Raw genomic sequence first — 18959 nt, 5'->3', positions numbered from 1 at the left:
GCCGCCGTCACCGGAAGCAGCGGCTCACAGCAGCTCGCAGATGTTGCGCACGCAGCAGTTCCAACAGACGGCGTGGGTCCCACCGTTGCTCTGACATTCGTAGACGCACCGGGCCATCTCCTGGGTGATGCCAGGCACGGGGGCCTCCGGGGAGGGGCTGGAGGCGATGGCGGACGTGCCGCCGAGTGCCAGACCGAACATGAACACGGTCGCGGTGAGCAGCTTCCTCTTCATCTTGGGCATCCTTTGGAAGTGCGCCCTGGGGGTGGGCACATCCGCCATGGTAGGCCTGTCTGTCTTTATTCCCAGGCCGGACCCCGTATTCATGGGAAACTCAACAGTAGGCTGCCCCTGGGGAGGAGTGCCTACTCCAGCCCACTGCCAGTGGCAGGCGCTTGACGGGAGTCGCTGAGGATCTCGATGACGCGTTGTCTCCTGGGGTGATCCGCAGGGATGAGCGTCAGGAACATTTCGTAGTGTTGTCTGCTCATCTCCAAGGCCTGGACCTTGGAATAAAGGAAGCCAAGCATGAGATGGCATTCCGGGGTGGCGGGAGCCTTGTCCACGCAGGCCTGGGCAAGTTTGAGCGCCTCCTGGGTGTTGCCTTGCATGTTGAGTGCCGCGACGCGAGTTTGTAGCTCCGCGATCCAGTTGGCAGGCTCTGGCTCTGTCTTGGGAGCTGGCCGGCTTTTGGACCTTATGATGGGAGTTAGATTGGAGCGCGCGAGTTCGCGCTCACGCTGCCATGCCTCCCTCGACGTGACGGACCTGGACAGGGCGAATCGCAACAACTCACGGCATTCTGGATTGTTGGGGTACTTCTCCTTGCAGAGATTTGCCATGTCGACGGCGGCCTCGATCTGGTCCTCCTTGGCCCCGTAGACGTAATTCACCATCTCACTGACATCTTCCGCTTCCTTGTCCAGGGCGGTGGACGCGCCGACGGGGGCTGTCGGGGCTCCGCTGGCCGTGGGCGTGGGCTGCGCTCTCTCTTTCTCGACCGCCTCGACCTTCACCTCGGGTGGTTTGGGAGGCTGCCTGTCGTTGGGCATCGCAGGGCGGAAGGGAATGGGGCGCGGAGCCGTGGCCATGTGCTGGGACGAAAGCGGCTCCATCAAGAGCCAGAGGCAGGCGCCCACGGTCAGCAGGCCGCCCGCGGCCAACCCCTGCATCACCTTGGGCGAGAGGGCCGGTGATGCTTCGAGCGCAGTGCGCTCGGCCGGTTTCGCGACAGGGGCTTTCGCGGCGGGGATGGGCCGGGTTGGAGGCGGCTCCAAGGGACGCGCCGCAGGGGGCTTGTTCGTCACCGGGGATTCACGCCAGGACTTCATCTCCTCCAGGAAGGAGCCCGGCACCGACAGCTCGCGGCCCTCCTGCGCCAGGTCGCCCCGGAACAGCACGCGCAGCAGGTTCGCGATGGTCATCGCGGAGAAGCGCGGATGGTTCGAATACAGAAACCCCGCCAGCGCGTCCTCGAAGGCATGGCTGGATTCAAAGCGGTACTCCCGGTCTGGAGTCAGCGCCTTCATCACGATGTCGTTCAGCTCCTTGGGCAGGTCCGACCGGAGCACGCTGGGGGCAGGGATTTCCCCCCGCCCCACCCGCATCATCACCACGTGCGGAGGGCCTTCCACCGGAAGCTTGCCGCACAGCAATTCATAGAGCACGACGCCGGTGGCCCAGACGTCCGTGCGCGCGTCCACGTCCTCGCCGCGCGCCTGCTCCGGGGAGAAGTAGAGGTACTTGCCCTTCACCACGCCGGGCGCGGTCTTGAAGCCCCGCAGCAGCTGCGCCTTGGCGATGCCGAAGTCGACGATCTTGACCTGGCCCTCGTAGCCCAGCAGCACGTTGTCCGGGGAGATGTCGCGGTGGACGATGCCCAGGGGCTTGCCGCTGCCGTCCGTGCGCGAGTGCGCGTAGTGCAGCCCCCGGCACATCTCCATCACGACGAAGACCGCGATGGGAATGGGCAGCGCGCTCAGGCCGCTCTTCACGGCGCGCTTGAGGACGCGGTGGAGGGGCTGGCCGTCCACGAACTCCATGGCGAGGAAGTACTCGCCGTCCACGCGGCCGAAGTCGAAGACCTGGGCGACGTTGCCGTGGGAGAGCGTGGCGGAGATGCGCGCCTCGCTGATGAACATGGAGATGAAGGCCTCGTCGTCCGCGTACTCCGGGAGGACCTTCTTGATGAGGACGGGCTTGGTGACGCCCGCGTCTCCCACCAACTGCGCGCGCCACGTCTCCGCCATGCCGCCCCGGCCCAGCCAGGACACCAGCTCATACCTTCCGAAGACGTCGCCTGCTTGCAGTGCCATCAGGTGGGCACCTTAGACCCAGATTCCGTGAAGGGCCGAACGAACAGCGGTCTTCCGCGCGACTGTTCCGCAAGACGGCCAATGCAGGGGCGGTTCGCGGTCGGTCCAGGGGGCGGCTTCTGAAAGATGGGCCGGCTGGCTCGCCTCACGGGGGCCTCGCCATCCTTTGCGTTCTCCGCTTGAAATCGACTTGGACGCTTCTTCGCCGTAGCGCGGCCCGCAGAGTCAGGGAGCGGCTTTCCTGGCCTCCAATATCTCGATGACACGAATTCTTTTCGGATGGTCCTGAGGTGCAAGTACCAAAAATCTTTCGTAGTGCTGCTCACCTTTCTGAGGGTCATTCACCTTTGAATAGAGGTAGCCCAGAAGGAGCTGGCAGTCCGGATTCTGCGATTCGTTCTCCTCGCAGCGTTTGGCGACTTTCAGTGCATCTTCGTATTTTCTCTCTGTGGCTAAATGATAGGCTTCCATGTTTATCTTTCTGAATTGGAGAGCTTTTTCGTCGGATGCTGTAGTCGATTGCTTGACGCTAGTTTCTGGCGGTGATGTGGCTGGTTCTTCAATGCGCTCAGCCGGGGGAGTTGCCACCGCGACCTTCTCCTCGCTTGGCTTCGGCGAGGCGGGCGCAGGCGCAGGAGTGGGCCCCTTGTCAGTCACCGGAGGGCGGAAGGGAATGGGCGGTGGCGCTGCGACGACATGTGGAGCTGAAAGCGAATCCAGCAGAATCCAGAGACATGCGCCTACGGTCAGCAGCCCTCCCGCGGTCAGGCTTTGCATTGCCCGTCGTGACAAGCCGGGCGTTGCTGCGTACTCGTGTGGCTCGGTCGTCTGCGTGACCGGCGGTTTGACGGCTCGGACCCGTCGCGTTTCACGGTGCTCCACTGGAATCGGTGCGGTGACTTCCCTTGGCGCCGTCGGTTCACGCCAGGACTTCATCTCCTCCAGGAAGGAGCCCGGCACCGAGAGTTCGCGGCCCTCCTGGGCCAGGTCGCCCCGGAAGAGCACGCGCAACAGGTTCGCGATGGTCATCGCGGAGAAGCGCGGGTAGTTCGAATACAGAAACCCCGCCAGCGCGTCCCCGAAGGCATGGCTGGATTCAAAGCGCTGATCCCGGTCCGGGGTCAGTGCCTTCATCACGATTTCGTTCAGCTCGCTGGGCAGATCCGGCCGGAGCACGCTGGGGGCGGGAATCTCGCCGCGTCCCACCCGCATCATCACCACGTGCGGAGGGCCTTCCACCGGCAGCTTGCCGCACAGCAGCTCATACAGCACGACGCCGGTGGCCCAGACGTCGGTGCGCGCATCCACGTCCTCCCCACGCGCCTGCTCCGGCGAGAAGAAGAGGTACTTGCCCTTCACCACGCCGGGCGCGGTCTTGAAGCCCCGCAGCAGCTGCGCCTTGGCGATGCCGAAGTCGACGATCTTGACCTGGCCCTCGTAGCCCAGCAGCACGTTGTCCGGGGAGATGTCGCGGTGGACGATGCCCAGGGGCTTGCCGCTGCCATCCGTGCGCGAGTGCGCGTAGTGCAGCCCCCGGCACATCTCCATCGCGATGAAGACCGCGACGGGAACGGGCAGGGCGGCCATGCCGCTCTTGATGGCGCGCTTGAGGACGCGGTGGAGGGGCTGGCCGTCCACGAACTCCATGGCGAGGAAGTACTCGCCATCCACGCGGCCGAAGTCGAAGACCTGGGCGACGTTGCCGTGGGAGAGCGTGGCGGAGATGCGCGCCTCGCTGATGAACATGGAGATGAAGGCCTCGTCGTTAGCGTACTCGGGGAGGACCTTCTTGATGAGGACCGGCTTGGTGACGCCTGCGTCCCCCACCAGTTGCGCGCGCCACGTCTCCGCCATGCCGCCCCGGCCCAGCCAGGACACCAGCTCATACCTTCCGAAGACGTCGCCTGTTTGCAGTGCCATGGGTTGTCCATCTTAGGCCCAGATTCCATCCTGGGTTGAATGGATGGCTTTCTTCTCCTGCCCGGTCGCTCAGCGTGTCAGCGAGTGGAAAGAGACGGGATGGGGGGGGTGGATCATTCCGGTGTCCGGGTCGCGCTGGCGTCCTTGCTGGCGTTGCCGAGGAGTTCGACGACGCGCGCCCGCTGCGGGTGGGCCGCTGGAGCCAGCGCCAGGAACTTCGCGTAGTGCTTTTCGCTCTCTGCCCGGCGGTTGAGCTTGCCGTGGATGTCCCCGAGCATGAGCTGGCACTCCGGCATGTGGGGGTTGTTCGCCGCGCAGTCGTTGGCTGCTTCCAGTGCTGCTTCGTATTGCCGGTTCTGGACGAGCCCGGACACCTTGAGCTGGACCTCCTGTTGCTTGGTCTTGATCAGCCCGGAGACCTTCTGCTCGACCTCGTCCTTCTTGGACTTCACCAGATCGAAGACGCTCTTCTTCGCCTCGGGAGCCCTGGGCGCTGCGGGCTCGGGCTCGGTGATGGGCGCGGGGGCTGTGGGGGCCGCGCTGGCCGTGACGATGGCCACCGGAGCACTGACCTCCTGCGTGGCCGCGGGCTCAGCGGTCTGGGGGCGTTGTGCCGTACGGCCCGGCTTCGCGGTGGTCTTCCGGGGCGCGGGCGAAGGACGCGCTACCTCCGGCGCTTCGGTGGGCGCGCCGGTCGGGGCCTCGGCCACCGCTTCCTTCACCTCCGGGCTCGCGGGGGCAGGGGCGGGGGCGGGGGCGGGTGGTTCGTGGGCCACGGCGATGCGGGGGGCGGGTGCGGGATGGGGTGCCACGGCAGCGGGCGGGGGCGTGGGGCCCAGCAGGAACCAGAGGCCGGCCCCCGCCGCGAGCAGCCCTCCTCCCGCGCTCACGCCAATGAGCAGCTTGCGCGATGCACCGGAGGACGCTGGCGGGACGGGCGGAGGCGACCGGGTCGTCTCCGTGAGGGCTGTATTGGGAGGCTTCGCGGTCCTCGCCATGCGCTGGGTCTGGATCCCTTCCTGGGGAGGCCGCGCCGTGGGAGCCGGCGCGAGGGAGGCCGCACCCCACGACTTCATCTCCTGCTGGAAGGTCCCTGGTACCGCCAGCTGCCGGCCCTGCTGCTCCAGGTCTCCCCGGAACAGCACCCGCAGCAGGTTCGCGATGCTCAGCGAGGAGAAGCGCGAATGGTTCGCATACAGGAAGCCCGCAAGCGCCTCCGCGAACTCGTGACTGGATTCGAAGCGCTGCTCCCGGTCCAGGGCCAGCGCCTTCATCACGATATCGTTCAGCTCGCTGGGCAGGTCCGGCCGGAGCACGCTGGGGGCAGGAATCTCGCCGCGTCCCACCCGCGTCATCACCACATGCGGAGGACCTTCCACCGGCAGCTTGCCGCACAGCAATTCATACAGAACGACGCCGGTGGCCCAGACGTCCGTGCGCGCGTCCACGTCCTCCCCGCGCGCCTGCTCCGGGGAGAAGTAGAGGTACTTGCCCTTCACCACGCCAGGCTCCGTCCTGACGCCCCGCAGGAGCTTGGCCTTGGCGATGCCGAAGTCGACGATCTTGACCTGGCCCTCGTAGCCCAACAGCACGTTGTCCGGAGAGATGTCGCGGTGGACGATGTCCAGCGGCGTGCCGCTGCCGTCCGTGCGCGAGTGCGCGTAGTGCAACCCCCGGCACATCTCCATCGCGACGAAGACCGCGACGGGAACGGGCAGGGCGGCCATGCCACTCTTGATGGCGCGCTTGAGGACGCGGTGGAGGGGCTGGCCGTCCACGAACTCCATGGCGAGGAAGTACTCACCGTCCACCCGGCCGAAGTCGAAGACCTGGGCGACGTTGCCGTGGGAGAGCGTGGCGGAGATGCGCGCCTCGCTGATGAACATGGAGATGAAGGCCTCGTCGTCCGCGTACTCCGGGAGGACCTTCTTGATGAGGACCGGCTTGGTCACCCCGGCGGCGCCCACCAGCTGCGCGCGCCACGTCTCCGCCATGCCGCCCCGGCTCAGCCAGGACACCAGCTCATACCGCCCGAACGCGTCCCCCACTTGAAGTGCCATGTGGCGGTCATCTTTACCCCAGAAATCCAGGAGTGCGGAGTAGGCCGCTCCACGTCTGTCTTGGCTTGGGAGCTGGCCCCTTCGCTGCTTGGAGGGCAGGCCGCCTGGCAGTCATGTAGGAGGAGGGCTCACCCCGTCCTCAGGGGGCCTGCGCCGCGGTGCCGGCGGGCAGCGTGACGTAGAGGCGGCCCAGCTCGGTCAGCTCTCCGGAGCGTCCCAGCAGGTTGATGGAGGGGATCTCGTCGTTGCGCCCGGAGAACCAGGAGTAGCGCTCGACGCTGGGCTCCGTCTCCAGCCAGGTGATGGCGTCCACCATGTACTTCTTCTGCACCTCGACGGTGATCTCCGAATGGGGACGGTCGCCGCAGGCGAACTCCGTCAGCCAGAGGGGCTTGTCGTACTTCTTGAACCGGTCCACGTACCACTTGAGCGCGCCCAGGTCGCACGCGTACCAGTGGATGGCGATGGCATCCACCTGGCAGCCCTGGCACGCCTTGAAGAACGCATCCAGGTAGACCACCGGGTCGGTGAACTTGACGCCGTCCTCCGTGACGCAGTCTCCGCAGTAGTTCACCGCCGGGGACACCAGCTTGAGCTGCTTGCGCCGCGCCACCTCCTCCAGCACGGGCCAGAGCGCCGCGGCCTGGCGGGGCGTCTTGTTCGCCTGGCTCAGGAAGTTGGGCTCGTTGAAGCCCAGCAGGTACTTCGCGCCCGCTGGGATTTCGGACGCGAGCTGATCCGCGTTGGGGGTGCCGCCCCAGGCCATGGGGACGAAGGAGACGGACTCGGAGGTGTAGACGCTCGCGGCGCCGGCCTCGGGGCGGGGGGACCAGTTGTACCACCAGCTCATGCCCGGGGAGAGCGCCTTCAGGTCGTCGGCCGAGTGGTAGCCATAGGCGATGCCGCGCTTCGCGCTCTTCGTGGCCGGATCGTCTGTCTGGGATTGTCCACCCGCGGGGTCGCACGCCAGGAGGGGCGACAGCAGGAAGGCCAGGGACAGCGTCGGGACGAACCGGGGGCGGCGCATGGCGGGGACTCTACGCCTGGACGTCAGGTGGGCGTCGAGTCCTCGCGGCGTCAGGCTTTACGGCGCCGGCTGTGGCACGAGCCGGCGCTCGCCCACGTCGCGCCACCACGGCGTCACGCCCTCCACGCGCGAGGGCTCCAGGCCCCTGCCCAGGCCCGGCGTGAACAGGCGCACCTGCTGCTCCGTGGCCAGCCGCACCAGCGTCTCCGCGGGTTCGTCCCACGCGTGCAGCGCCAGGTTGAAGGTGCCCCAGTGCACCGGCATCAGCGTGCCGCCGCCCAGCATCGCGTGCGCCTTGAGCGCGTTCTCCGGGCCCAGGTGGATGCCGCCCCAGCTCGGGTGGAAGGCGCCCACCTCCAGCATCACCAGGTCGAAGGGGCCGTGCCTGCGGCCGATCTCCTCGAACTCCGTGGTGAGGCCGGTGTCGCCGCTGAAGAACAGCCGGTGCTTGTCGGTGGTGAGCACCCACGATGCCCACAGCGTCTTGTTGCGGTCCCCCAGGCCCCGGCCGGAGAAGTGCTGCGAGGGCGCGGCGGTGAAGCCCACCGGCCCGACGCGGTGGTGCTCCCACCAGTCCAGTTCGGTGATGAGCTCCGGCGCGACGCCGAAGGCCTCCAGGTGCTGTCCCACGCCCAGCGCGGTGATGAACGGCACCCGCCGCTTCGCCAGCGCCTGGATGGTGCTCCGGCACAGGTGGTCGTAGTGGTCGTGCGACACCAGCACCGCGTCCAGGTCCGGCAGCGCCTCCAGGGGCACGGGCGGGGCGTGGAAGCGCCGGGGGCCCGCGAAGGCCACGGGCGAGGCCCGGTCGCCGAAGACGGGGTCGGTGAGCACGCGCGCGCCGTCCACCTCCAGCAGCATCGTGCTGTGCCCCAGCCAGGTGACGCGCAGGCCCGTGTCCGGCGCGCGGGCCCAGGTGCCGCGCGGGTCGTCCACCGGGAGCGGGCCGGGCGGCGTGCGCTGCGTCCCGCCGAAGAAGTACTCCCCCAGCAGCGGCAGCGGGTTGCCCTGGAGCCCTGGCCCCACGGGGGCGGTGTTGCGGAAGCCCTGGCCTCCGAACTGGCGGGAGGCCCGGCTGCGTTCAAGGCGTTGTCCCGCGAGGCGTGCGCTGGCGCTGACGGTCGGCATGCGCCGGTCTCTAACACCGTCGTCCCCGCCCGGCACGGTCACCCGCCAGGAGCCCAGGCGGGCGGGGGCCGCCCACCGGCGGGAGCGGGGCGCCTGTCGCCTTCCGGGCTACAGGGCCTCCTCCGGCGCCACGCAGGTGTTGCTCAGCGCGGAGGACCAGAGCTGGCCGGCCTCCGTCTCGTCGAAGGCGCTGAAGTAGACGCGGGCGCCCACGCGGAGGAAGTCACGCGGGTAGGACGTCCCCCCGACGGTGGGCGGGGCGATGTCCTTGAGCCGGCGCGTCCCCGCCGCCGTTCCGTTGCTCACCCAGGGCTCGATGTTGTCCCCGTCCGAGTCCGGGGCGCTGAAGTACACGAGGTTGTCCGCCACCGCGTACACCGGTGAGCCGTACTCGTCCGACAGGCTGAGCGGACGGCGCAGCAGCGTCGTGCCCGCGGCGGTGCCGTTCGTCACCCAGAGCTGGGTGTCCCGGGGCGCCGGGCCGTCGCTGCCGATGTTGACGGCGAAGTAGATCCGCCTGCCCCCCGGGGCGCTGCTCACCGCGCCGATGCTGGGGAACGCCGCGCCCTGCGCCGCGAAGTCATTGGGCAGGGTGACGACGGGCGTCGGGTTCCCGCCCGCGAGCGGGACGCGGTAGATGACCATGTACTGGGTGCTGAACGACGTGGTCGTCACGTACGCGGACGTGCCCAGCGCGCCCAGGATGCGCACCGCGCGCGAGGCGCCGAAGGACGCCAGCCGCGCCGTGCCGCCCGCCGTGCCGTCCGACTTCCACAGCTCCGTCAGGCCCGAGCTCTCCTGCAGCGAGAACAGGGCGAGCGTCCCGGAGGTGCGCAGGTCGATGGGATAGGTGTCCGGGCCCGCGTCCAGCCGCCTCAGCCGCACGGTGCCGGAGGCGGTGCCGTTCGTGCGCCAGAGGCTGGTGGCGCCCGCCTGCTCGCGCACGAAGAAGAGCAGCGCCCCGCCGACGCGGGCATCCAGGAAGCTCACGTCCACGGTCGTCCCGAAGTCGCGCAGGCGCACCGTGCCCGCGTCCGTGCCGTCCGACCGCCACAGCTCGAAGCGCGTGGCGGAGGTGGCCTCGTCGAAGACCTCCCGGAAGAAGACGACGTCGTTGCCCACCGCCGTCAGGTGCGTCAGGAACGAACCCTCCACGCCCGGCGTCAGGTCCTTGACGAGCCGGGTGCCGGCGGTCGTGCCGTTGCTCACCCACAGCTCCTGGCCGCGCGTCGCATCCGGGGCCTGGAAGAAGAGCTGGGAGGGCGTGGCCGTGAGGCTGTTCACCGTGGCGCCGAAGCCGCCGGTGGTGACGGGGAAGCTCCTCACCTCCGTGGTGCCCGCGTCGGTGCCGGTGCTCCTCCAGAGGGCGCGGCGGCCGTCCTCGTAGTTCACCGCGAAGTGGAGCACGCCCTGGAAGTCCTCGAAGTTGTTCGGCGCCGCCGCGAAGCGGGGGATGCCCAGCTCCGAGGGCGGGAGGATCGTCTTCACCCGCTGGGTGGCCGCCGCGGTGGGAGGGCAGAAGGCCTCCTGCGTCACCGGCGACTCCGGGGCCAGGGTGGGCTCCTGTGCGAGTCCCGTCGGCGCCCCTTCGTCCGGAAGGTCCCCGCCGCAGCCCACCCCCACCACCAGCAAAGAGACCACCCACCCGCCGCGCCAACCCATGCCACACCCCTTGCAGAAAGGCCTGGGAGGGAGGGTGTGTCGCGCCAGTGGCTGCGCCAAGTGCCCCCGGGTCGGGCGGTGCTTGCCTGCCTGGACCCACGCAACGTGCGGCGGGGCCTCGCACGGGCCGGTCGGTATAGTGCGCATCCCCATGAAGACGGATTCGTTGAAAGCGCAGCTCAAGCGCACTTTGCGGCGCGACCTGTGGATCGCCATCGTCCCCGCGGTGCTCGTCATCGCGGTCGCGTTCGCGGTGACGTTCTATTTCGTCAAACCCGCGCCGCCCAAGACGCTGGTGATGGCGCTGGCGCCGGACGAAGGCGGCTTCGGCTACATGGCGAAGCGCTACCAGAAGTTCCTCGCGCAGCACGGGGTGACGCTGGAGCTGCGCCCCACGAAGGGCTCCGTCAGCAGCGTGGGCCTGCTGGACGTGGAGGACAGCGGTGTGGACATCGCCTTCGCCCAGAGCGGCACGACGGGCGGCAAGGGCCAGGAGGTGTCCGAGCACGTGGTGTCGCTGGGCAGCCTCTCCTACGTGCCGCTGTGGGTCTTCTACCGGGGCGAGCGCCTGGAGGACGTGCGCGACCTCGCCGGCAAGCGCATCGCGGTGGGGCCGGAGGAGAGCGGCACGCGGTCGCTGGCGATGACGCTGTTGAAGGCGAACCGCGCGGACGCGGCGCCCACGCAGCTGCTGCCGCTGGACCGGGACGCGGCCATCGACGCGTTGAAGAATGGCACCGTGGACGCGGTGTTCCTGGTGTCTCCGGCGGAGTCCCCGCGCATCCAGAAGCTGGCGGCGGTGAAGGACGTGCGCCTCTTGAGCTTCACGCGCGCGGAGGCGTACACGCGCCGCTACCCGTACCTGTCACGCCACGTGCTGCCCCGCGGCGTGTTCGACTTCGCGACGGACGTGCCGGACCATGACGTGCAGCTGCTCGCGCCCAACGCGCTGCTCGTGGCGCGTGACTCGCTGCACCCGGCGCTCGCCTATCTCCTGATGCGCGCGGCCAGCGAGGTCTCCGGCACGGCGGGCATCCTGGACAAGACGGGGGAGTTCCCCGCGCCGCTCGCCGCGGGCTTCCCGCTGAGCAGCGAGGCGAAGCGCTACTACGCGTCCGGCGTGCCGCTCCTGCAGCGCTACCTGCCGTTCTGGGCGGCGAACCTGGTGGACCGGCTTTGGGTGATGCTGGTGCCCATCATCGCGGTGGTGGTGCCGCTGATGCGCGCGGTGCCGGCGGTGTTCCTCTGGCGGGTGCGCTCGCGCATCTTCCGCTGGTACGCGCGGCTGAAAGAGATTGAGATCCAACTGGAGGAGGACCCGGATCAGGAGATGCTCCAGGGCATGCTCAAGCGGCTGGAGGAGGCGGAGCGCGAGGTGAACCGCATCGCGGTGCCGCTCGCCTACCAGGAGAACCTGTACTTCTTCCGCGAACACCTGGACATCGTGCGCCGCCGCCTCACCCGCAGGCTCGCCGACGCGCAGGGGCACGAGCACGAGCACAAGGACCCGCCGCTCCAGATGCCCGCGTGAGGGCGGGGGCGGCGGTTCGCGGCGGCGCGGGCCTTCAGGGGGAGATGCCGAGCAGCTCCCGAATCTGACGGACCATCTCGATTTCGGACGCGTGGACCTGTCCGTCCCCGGCGACCAGGTCGTGCACGGCCTGGAGGACGGCCTTCGGGTCCTCGCGCAGCACGCCCAGGTTCGGGGGCGGCAGCGGCCTTCCCTCCTGGAGGCAGCGGGTGAGGATGCTGAGCTCCGTCAGGGGGACGCTGAAGCCGCGCGCGGTGTCGATGATTTGATCGATCTCCTCGCGGGTGACGCGTTCGTCGCTGGTCGCCACCTGGAGCAGCAGCTTGATGACCTCGATGTGGAAGCGGGAGTCAGGGGGCGTCAGGGTGCTCATGCGGGTTGGGGTCTCCAGGGTGGTCCAGGCTGACCTGCCTGGGCGGACGCGTCCAGGGGGGATTCAAGGGGCGGGGGGCCCGCGGCCGGGCGGGGGTGTCATGGGTGACATACCTTCTGGGAGGGATGGGCAGGGTCAGCCGGAATGTCATGCTCGGGAGGTATTGCAACACCGGGGAGGTACCCACCATGGGCAGAGCAATGAAGTTCCTGGCGCGTGAGCAGGCATTGATTCTGGAGCTGAAGGACAGGCTCCATGGTGCCCGGACCCTGGAGGCCATCTACGAGGCCATCGCGACGACGCTGGCCCGGCTCTGCGAGGCGGACCACATCGCCATTGGCTGCGTCAATCCGGATGGCTCCGCGGGGTTGCAGTGGAAGACGGACACCGTGCAGCCGCTGTTGAGGGATTACAGCGACTGGGCCCAGGACGATTTCGTGTTTCACGCCACCGTGGTCCAGCCCAACGTCGTGCTCAATGACACCCAGATGCTCCAGGGCCGGTCGCTGGAGGAGACGGAGACCTTCCGGCGCAGCCAGGACGCGGGGCTGAACCTGCGGCGCGTGATGGCGTCCCTGCTCTTCGAGGCGCAGGGGTTGAAGGGGAGCATCGCGATGTACCGCGAGGCCTCCCGGGCCTTCTCGCTCCGGGCGCAGTGGCTCCTCCAGCAGCTGGTCCCCTACATCGCCAAGGCGATGGCCACGGTCCAGGAGCTCTACGCCTACCGCTTCGAGAACGACCTGCTGAAGGTCATCTCCATGGAGCCCAACCCCTCCCTGGTCCTGAACGTCCTGGGACGCAAGGTCGTGGAGTCGGGCACCGCCATCCCCCTGCTGGCGAAGTGGTTCTCGTCCCATGAGCTCCACGACGGGGTGCCCCAGGAGTGGACGCGGCGGGTGCGGGAGCTGTCGCGCTTCGATGAGGGGACGGACTTCTCCCTGCAGGCCCTGGTGATGGAGCGGGGGGAGGAGCGGCTGGAGGTGACGTTCACGCCGTCCACGCTCCTGTGGGCGGGCCGCATGCTGTGGCAGGTGCGCCTGAAGGAGCACGCCCACTGGCTGCGGCAGGACTGGCTCCGGTTGCTCTCCGACCGGGAACTCGAAGTGGCGAACGGGCTGTACCGGGGCGCGACGAACAAGGAGATCGCCCAGGAGCTCAAACGCTCCACGCCGAAGGCGGAGGACCGGGAGAAGTCCATCTCCGTTGAGACGGTGAAGGTGCACGTGAAGTCCATCTTCGCGAAGACCGGCGCCAGCTCCCGGGCGGAGTTCGTCGCCCACGGCCGCCGCTCATAGCGCGCGGTCGAAGAACTCGCGCAGGCGCCGCGCGTAGCCCTGGGGGTCCTTCTGGGCGTACTCCCCGTGGGCCGCGTCCGGCACCTCCCACAGTTGCCGGGGCTCACAGGCCGCGCGGTAGAGACGGGCCCCCAGCTTCCGGGGCCCATCCGGGTCGCTGCCTCCGTTGATGAGCAGCAGCGGCCGTCCCTCCAGCCGGCACATCCCGTCCACGGGCCGCACCGCGTCCACGTCGATGCCCGCCCGGCGCAGCCCCCACAGCACGGCCCAGGTGCTCGCGCCGTAGTGCGAGCCCATGTCCCCCGCGAGGTCCGGGAACGCGCCCGCCACCGCCACCGCCTTCACGCGCGGATCCTCCTGCGCCACCAGCAGGGCCGTCGTCCCTCCCAGGGAGAAGCCGAACAGGCCCACCCGTCCCGCCGTCACCTCCGGCCGGGCGCGCACGAAGGCCAGCGCCGCCCGCACGTCCTCGCGCTCGCTGTCACCCCAGCCAATCGCGTCGCCGTCGCTCTCCCCCTGGCCGTGCAGGTCGAACAGCAGCACGCCGTGCCCGGACGCCGCCAGCGCCCGCGCCTCGAAGAGGAGCTGCGCGCGGTTCGCCGCGAAGCCGTGCACCAGCACCACCGCCGTGCCGTCGCGCGAGGGCAGATACCACCCGCGCAGCACCTGCCCGGCGGACTGGAAGGACACGTCCTCCCAGCCCGTCAGTGCTTCCGGCCCGGAAGGACGCACCACCGGGATGCGTGCCGGATGCACCAGCGAGGCCGCCGTGCGCAGGCCCCGCACGGCCGTGAGCGCTCCGAACCCCACCGCGCCCAGGACCCCCAGCAGCGCGAGGACGCGGGCCCACCGGACGCCTGACTTCTCCCTGGACACGGATCAGCCCCGGGCCGGCTCGGTGTTGCGCCAGCGCTCCATCAGGTTCTGCACGGCGGCCCCCCATTCGGGGTGGTCGAAGGTGAAGCCCGCGTCCAACAGGCGGCCGGGCACCACGCGGCGGCTCTTCAGGAGCAGCTCCGTGTCCGAGCGCATGAAGAACGCGCCCACCTCCAGCATCCACTTCATCGCCGGCAGTCCCACGCCCACGTGCGCCGCCTCGCGCAGCTTCGCCATCAGCTCCCGCTGGGGAAGGGGATTCGGGGCCGCGAGGTTCACGGGGCCCTCCAGGTCCTCGCGCTCCAGCAGCAGTTGCACGGCGCGCACGAAGTCCTGGTCGTGGATCCACGACACGAACTGCTGGCCGCTGCCCGCCGTGCCGCCCAGGCCCCGGCGCGTCAGCCCCAACAGCACGTCGAAGATGCCCTCGCGGTCCGGGCTCATCACCATCGCGCTGCGCAGCGCCACCTTGCGCGTGCGCGGCGTGTCCGCCTCCGCCAGCGTGCGCTCCCACGCCAGGGCGATGTCGATGCTGCGCTTCCAGTAGGCGGGCACGTCCGGCTCGCTCCCACCGATGATGCCCGTGGCCTCGTCGTTGGGCGCGTCCAGCCGGTGCGCGTAGAGCGTCGCGGTGCTCATCTGCAGCCACACGCGCGGCGGCTTCGCGGCCTGCGCGATGGCCTGTCCCACCACCCGCGTGGAGTCCACCCGCGAGTCCATCATCTGGCGCAGGTTCTCCGCTGAATAGCGGCAGTTCACGTTGCGCCCGGCCAGGTTGATGACCGCGTCGGCGCCGTCCACCTCCTGCGCCCAGTCACCCAGCGTACGCCCGTCCCAGGACACCGTGCGCGCCACGCCCCGGCCACCCCGGCTGACCAGCACCACGTCGTCACCCCGCGCCAGGAAGGCCCTCGTCAGCAGTGCGCCCACCTGCCCCGTGCCGCCCGGAATCACGATCTTCACAGTGGACCTCCCGCCGGCCCCGTTCCCGGTGCCCGTGCGCTCTTCCAGGCATAGCGCGTCCGCCTTGGAGCCGCCGGGGACCGGCCCCCCAGCCTCCGGGTGTCCCTGGTCCCGACGATGAGTCCTGCTTTCGGGACGGAAGGGGCGCCCCGGCCGGCACATTTCCGGGGATGTCACGGGTTGGGACGAAAAAACCAACCGGAGCGGAGGGAAAATGCGGGGGGCCACGCAACCGGGGCGGCGTCCTGGCGAGAATGGGTCATCCCCCACCTCGAATCCGAGGGCCGTCATGATCATCTCGTCCCGCCCGCTTACCGCGCCCCGCACCACGTCGGCCTCCAGCTTCGAGACCAGCGCCCCGAAGAAGGCTCCCTTCAAGCCCGCGGCGCCGGTGGACGACTTCACGCCGGCCGGTCCTGACCCGCGCTACGACGGGCTGAAGGACAAGGTCCTCATCAAGGCGCTGCACGACGCGGTCTCGAAGCACAAGGACCTGGGCTACAACGGCGCGCGCAAGGTCATCTTCACCACGCTCGACAACCACGCCGGCTTCGTCAAGTGCGTCTACACGGGCAAGGAACTGAAGACGAACAAGATTCCCAACAGCAACGTGATGAACACCGAGCACACCTGGCCCCAGTCCAAGGGCGCCACGGGCGCGGCGAAGTCGGACCTGCACCACCTGTTCCCCACCGACAGCAAGGCCAACTCCATCCGGGGCAACTACCCGTTTGGCACGGTGAAGAACGTGAAGTGGACGGAGAACGGCGCCAAGTTCGGCACGGATGAGAAGGGCCGCACCGTCTTCGAGCCGCCCGATGCGCACAAGGGCAACGTCGCTCGCGCGCTGTTCTACTTCTCCACCGTGTACAACAAGCCCATTCCGCAGGACGAGGAGTCCGTCCTCAAGGAATGGAACACGCTGGACAAGGTCGACGCCGCGGAAGTGAAGCGCAACGACGTCATCGAGACCCACCAGCAGAACCGCAACCCCTTCGTGGACGACCCGACGTTGTCGGAGCGCATCGCGGACTTCTAGAGTCCGCCGCATGCCCCGTTCTCTCGCGCCCTTGTGGGCGCTCGTTCCCCAGCGTCCCGGCGTGCCCCTCCTGAAGGTGGGAGGCGCGCCCCAGGCGGCCGGTCCCCTGGACTGGCCCACCTGTGAAATGTGCGGCAAGCCGCTGCGCTTCCTCTTCCAGTTGCCGCACGTCGAAGGCCGGCTGGACCTGGCGCCATACGCGTCGGTCCACGTCTTCCAGTGCGAGAACCCCGACTCCGTCTGCTTCCGCTGGGACCCCGAGGAGGGCGCCAACGCCGTGGTGCCGGTGACGGCCGGCGCGCCCTCCGGGGTGGAGCCCCCGGAAGGCGTGAAGCCCTACGCCGAGTGGACGCTCGGCTTCGAGCCCGCCACGGAGGACACCGCCGCCCTGTCGGTGGACGTCAACGAGGCCAGCGACGAAGAGCTGGCCGCGCTGGACCGCGCGCAGGCGGAGGCCCCGGAGAGCAAGGTGGGCGGCGTGCCCGGCTGGCTCAACGGCGAGGCGATGCCCGAGTGCTGTGACGAGCCCATGCACTTCGTCGCGCAGCTCGCCGCGATGCCGTATGGCCTGGAGTTCGGCGACAACGGCCGGGGCTACGTCTTCCGGTGCCAGCGCCAGGACTGCGCGCGGCCCTTCCGCTTCCTCACCCAGGGCGCCTGAGCGTTCAGCCTACGGGCCTGACGGGGGCGGCAGCCTGCTGCCCGGGAAGACGGACACCTCCGAGCCGGTGGCGACGAAGGCGGAGTGGGGTGTCGCCTGGAGGCACTCGGCGAAGGCGGGGCCGTAGAAGCGGGCCACGTCGCAGTCGAAGGCGGTCTCCTGGGCGCGCCAGACGCTCCAGCGCGGGTGCTCCACGCGGTACTCCGCGCAGCCGCCGTCGCGCTGGGCGGTGTAGCCCCAGTAGTGCTCGGTGATGAACTCCTCCTGTGAGCCGGGCGTGCTCTCCGCCGGGCTCCCGAGCGTCCGCGCCGACAGCTGGTGCCAGCGGCCGTGGGACTTCCAGGCGTAGGCGACGTGTCCGGGCGTGCCCGTGTCGGCGCCCTCCATGTCCACGGTGTGGCGCATGGGGTGCGCGGCGTAGGGCTCGTTGTAGAGGACGCGCGCCACGGTGGCGATGGCGAGCTTGGGGACGATCTCCCGCACGAACACCACGCCCCGCCGCCAGCCCTCGGGGCCCTGACGGCGCACGTAGAAGCGCAGGTTCACCTCGTCGAAGTCGCGGTGGAACGGCACCGCGAGGCCTCGCACGCGCGTGTCGAGGAAGCGGAAGCCGACCATGCTCGCGAACGTGTGGCCCTGCCACGCGTCGAGTTCGGTTCCCTGGGGGACGAGGGGCCGCAGCACCGCCGGGTCCACCTCGTAGTTGAGCATCAGGAGGTACCGCCACGTCGCCGTCAGGAAGGGGCGCATGGCGAAGGTGTAGCGCGCACGGGGCGCGCGGGGCTCGCGCGGGCCCGGGCATCCCCCCGGGCGTGGCTTCTGTCAGGCAGAAGCCCGGCCCTAAAGCAGCGCGGGACCCTCCCGCCGCTCCCTGTCCGCGAGCCGCCGCTCCAGGCGCTCGCGCCAGCGCAGGGCGGGGCGCTCCACGGCGTGGTGCAGGAGGAGTGACGCGAGCAGCACCGCCACGGCCCCACCGACCAGCGTGACGACGTGGAACGTCCCCATGCCGTGGGGCTCCAGGGCGACGCGCACCAGGTGCTGCATGGACTTGTGCGTGAGGTAGACGGTGAAGCTCAGCACCGCGAAGGTCCGCACGCCCGGGATGCGGGCGCAGACGCGCGAGGCGGCGGGCCCGGCCATGGACACCAGCAGCGCCGCGTAGCCGAGCGACACCAGCGGGAAGGCCAGCACGGCGAAGGAGAACTCTCGGTTGTATTGCTGGTTCACGTACGCCGCGCCTCCCAGGCACAGCAGGCCGAACGCCGGCAACAGCACGCCGGGCCTGTGCGTCCAGCGCTGCCACAGGGCGGGCCGGAAGACGCGCACGGTCGCGAGCAGCACGCCGCACAGCAGCCCGTCGAGCCGTGCGTACGTCGGGTAGTAGAGATAGGTGTCGTATTCGCGCCAGGCCATGTCGTCGGGGCCCAGCTTTCCGAAGAGGTGCAGCCACAGCCCGCCGCGCAGGAGCATGCCGGCCACCATCACGGCCACCGCGCCCGCGAGGACATACGGCGCCCGGGCGCGTCCGCGCAGCGCGAGCAGGGTGAGCGGCAGCGCCAGGTAGAAGTGCTCCTCCACGCACAGCGACCACGCATGGGAGAAGCCGTTCCGGTGCAGGCCGAAGTTCTGCGTGAAGGTGAGGAAGCGCCACGCGGGCGTCACGAGGGGCCGCTCACTCCAGGCGGGCACGAGGAGGTACAGGCCCAGCACGACGAGGAAGGGCGGCAGGATGCGCAGCGCGCGGCGCAGGTAGAAGCGCGGCAGCGACGGTGTCTCGCCCTTCGCCATGGGTTCCAGGAACTGCGCGCCGATGAGGAAGCCGCTCAGCACGAAGAACAGCTCCACGCCCGTCCAACCGAAGTTGGCGACCATCCGGTAGGTGTCGTGACCGGGGGGACGCGGGTAGTGGAAGAGGACGACGAGGACGATGGCCAGGCCCCGGAGCAGGTCCAGGCCGGCGAGGTGACGCGATTCAGACGTGTTCAGGGGAGCGGCTTTCGGCGCGGGGCAGGGGCCCGATGCTAGAGCAAGACCCCGTGGGAATGCAGCCCGCCCCAAGCACCGCGTGCCACCCGGGAGTGGCGCGGGCGCCCTGTGCTCCAGGGCGCC

The 18959-nt window shown here is 69.3% G+C and carries 16 protein-coding genes; 4 read left to right on the top strand and 12 right to left on the bottom strand.

Going from position 1 to position 18959, the window contains the following annotated elements; translation table 11 throughout:
- Positions 1-24: 24 nt before the first annotated feature.
- The 7 genes from OV207_RS21080 to OV207_RS21050 all read right to left on the bottom strand — a co-directional run bounded on the left by OV207_RS21080 (position 25) and on the right by OV207_RS21050 (position 10112).
- A complete protein-coding gene (locus tag OV207_RS21080; RefSeq protein ID WP_267556920.1) occupies positions 25-234 on the bottom strand; it encodes a hypothetical protein in 210 nt (69 codons plus the stop codon).
- Positions 235-365: 131 nt separating this feature from the next.
- The gene (locus OV207_RS21075) at positions 366-2315 is read right to left on the bottom strand and encodes a serine/threonine-protein kinase (protein ID WP_267556919.1); all 1950 of its coding nucleotides are present in this window, start codon (positions 2313-2315) and stop codon (positions 366-368) included.
- A 225-nt stretch (positions 2316-2540) separates the two neighbouring features.
- Positions 2541-4235 carry a serine/threonine-protein kinase gene (locus OV207_RS21070; RefSeq protein WP_267556918.1) on the bottom strand — a complete coding sequence of 565 codons (1695 nt, stop codon included), beginning with the start codon at positions 4233-4235 and terminating at the stop codon, positions 2541-2543.
- Positions 4236-4348: 113 nt separating this feature from the next.
- Positions 4349-6295, bottom strand: a complete 1947-nt coding sequence (locus tag OV207_RS21065; RefSeq protein WP_267556917.1) for a serine/threonine protein kinase — start codon at positions 6293-6295, stop codon at positions 4349-4351.
- Positions 6296-6434: 139 nt separating this feature from the next.
- The gene (locus OV207_RS21060; protein ID WP_267556916.1) at positions 6435-7322 is read right to left on the bottom strand and encodes a glycoside hydrolase family protein; all 888 of its coding nucleotides are present in this window, start codon (positions 7320-7322) and stop codon (positions 6435-6437) included.
- A 57-nt stretch (positions 7323-7379) separates the two neighbouring features.
- Positions 7380-8450 carry an MBL fold metallo-hydrolase gene (locus tag OV207_RS21055; protein WP_267556915.1) on the bottom strand — a complete coding sequence of 357 codons (1071 nt, stop codon included), beginning with the start codon at positions 8448-8450 and terminating at the stop codon, positions 7380-7382.
- A 108-nt stretch (positions 8451-8558) separates the two neighbouring features.
- Positions 8559-10112, bottom strand: a complete 1554-nt coding sequence (locus OV207_RS21050; protein ID WP_267556913.1) for an ELWxxDGT repeat protein — start codon at positions 10110-10112, stop codon at positions 8559-8561.
- Positions 10113-10263: 151 nt separating this feature from the next.
- On the opposite strand from OV207_RS21050, the gene OV207_RS21045 reads away from it, so the two are divergent.
- The gene (locus OV207_RS21045; protein WP_267556911.1) at positions 10264-11643 is read left to right on the top strand and encodes a TAXI family TRAP transporter solute-binding subunit; all 1380 of its coding nucleotides are present in this window, start codon (positions 10264-10266) and stop codon (positions 11641-11643) included.
- Between the two features lie 34 nt (positions 11644-11677).
- On the opposite strand, the gene OV207_RS21040 is transcribed toward OV207_RS21045, so the two are convergent.
- A complete protein-coding gene (locus OV207_RS21040) occupies positions 11678-12016 on the bottom strand; it encodes a TerB family tellurite resistance protein (RefSeq protein WP_193347478.1) in 339 nt (112 codons plus the stop codon).
- A gap of 188 nt (positions 12017-12204) precedes the next feature.
- Between OV207_RS21040 and OV207_RS21035 the strand changes: the two genes are divergently transcribed.
- A complete protein-coding gene (locus tag OV207_RS21035; RefSeq protein WP_267556910.1) occupies positions 12205-13311 on the top strand; it encodes a helix-turn-helix transcriptional regulator in 1107 nt (368 codons plus the stop codon).
- Here the strand turns inward: OV207_RS21035 and OV207_RS21030 are convergent.
- The gene (locus OV207_RS21030) at positions 13306-14187 is read right to left on the bottom strand and encodes an alpha/beta hydrolase (protein ID WP_267556909.1); all 882 of its coding nucleotides are present in this window, start codon (positions 14185-14187) and stop codon (positions 13306-13308) included. The two genes, OV207_RS21035 and OV207_RS21030, sit on opposite strands and share 6 nt — an antisense overlap.
- Before the next feature lie 3 nt (positions 14188-14190).
- Positions 14191-15150: an epimerase gene (locus tag OV207_RS21025; RefSeq protein WP_267556908.1), complete on the bottom strand. Its 960-nt coding sequence runs from the start codon at positions 15148-15150 to the stop codon at positions 14191-14193.
- A gap of 289 nt (positions 15151-15439) precedes the next feature.
- Here OV207_RS21025 and OV207_RS21020 point away from each other — a divergent pair, with 289 nt between their 5' ends.
- The gene (locus OV207_RS21020; RefSeq protein WP_193347483.1) at positions 15440-16189 is read left to right on the top strand and encodes an endonuclease I family protein; all 750 of its coding nucleotides are present in this window, start codon (positions 15440-15442) and stop codon (positions 16187-16189) included.
- A gap of 10 nt (positions 16190-16199) precedes the next feature.
- Entirely contained in the window at positions 16200-16850 is a 651-nt protein-coding gene (locus tag OV207_RS21015) for a hypothetical protein (protein ID WP_267556907.1), read from the top strand.
- A gap of 9 nt (positions 16851-16859) precedes the next feature.
- Here OV207_RS21015 and OV207_RS21010 read toward each other — a convergent pair whose 3' ends face one another.
- On the bottom strand, positions 16860-17600 hold the full coding sequence (locus tag OV207_RS21010; protein WP_267556906.1) for a YqjF family protein: 741 nt from the start codon (positions 17598-17600) through the stop codon (positions 16860-16862).
- 90 nt (positions 17601-17690) lie between these two features.
- The gene (locus tag OV207_RS21005) at positions 17691-18908 is read right to left on the bottom strand and encodes an acyltransferase family protein (protein ID WP_267556905.1); all 1218 of its coding nucleotides are present in this window, start codon (positions 18906-18908) and stop codon (positions 17691-17693) included.
- Positions 18909-18959 lie beyond the last annotated feature (51 nt).

The organism is Corallococcus sp. BB11-1 (assembly GCF_026626625.1).
Classification (GTDB): Bacteria; Myxococcota; Myxococcia; order Myxococcales; family Myxococcaceae; genus Corallococcus; species Corallococcus soli.
Note: the sequence above shows the minus strand (reverse complement) of the source record. Positions and strands in the feature narration are given on the sequence as shown.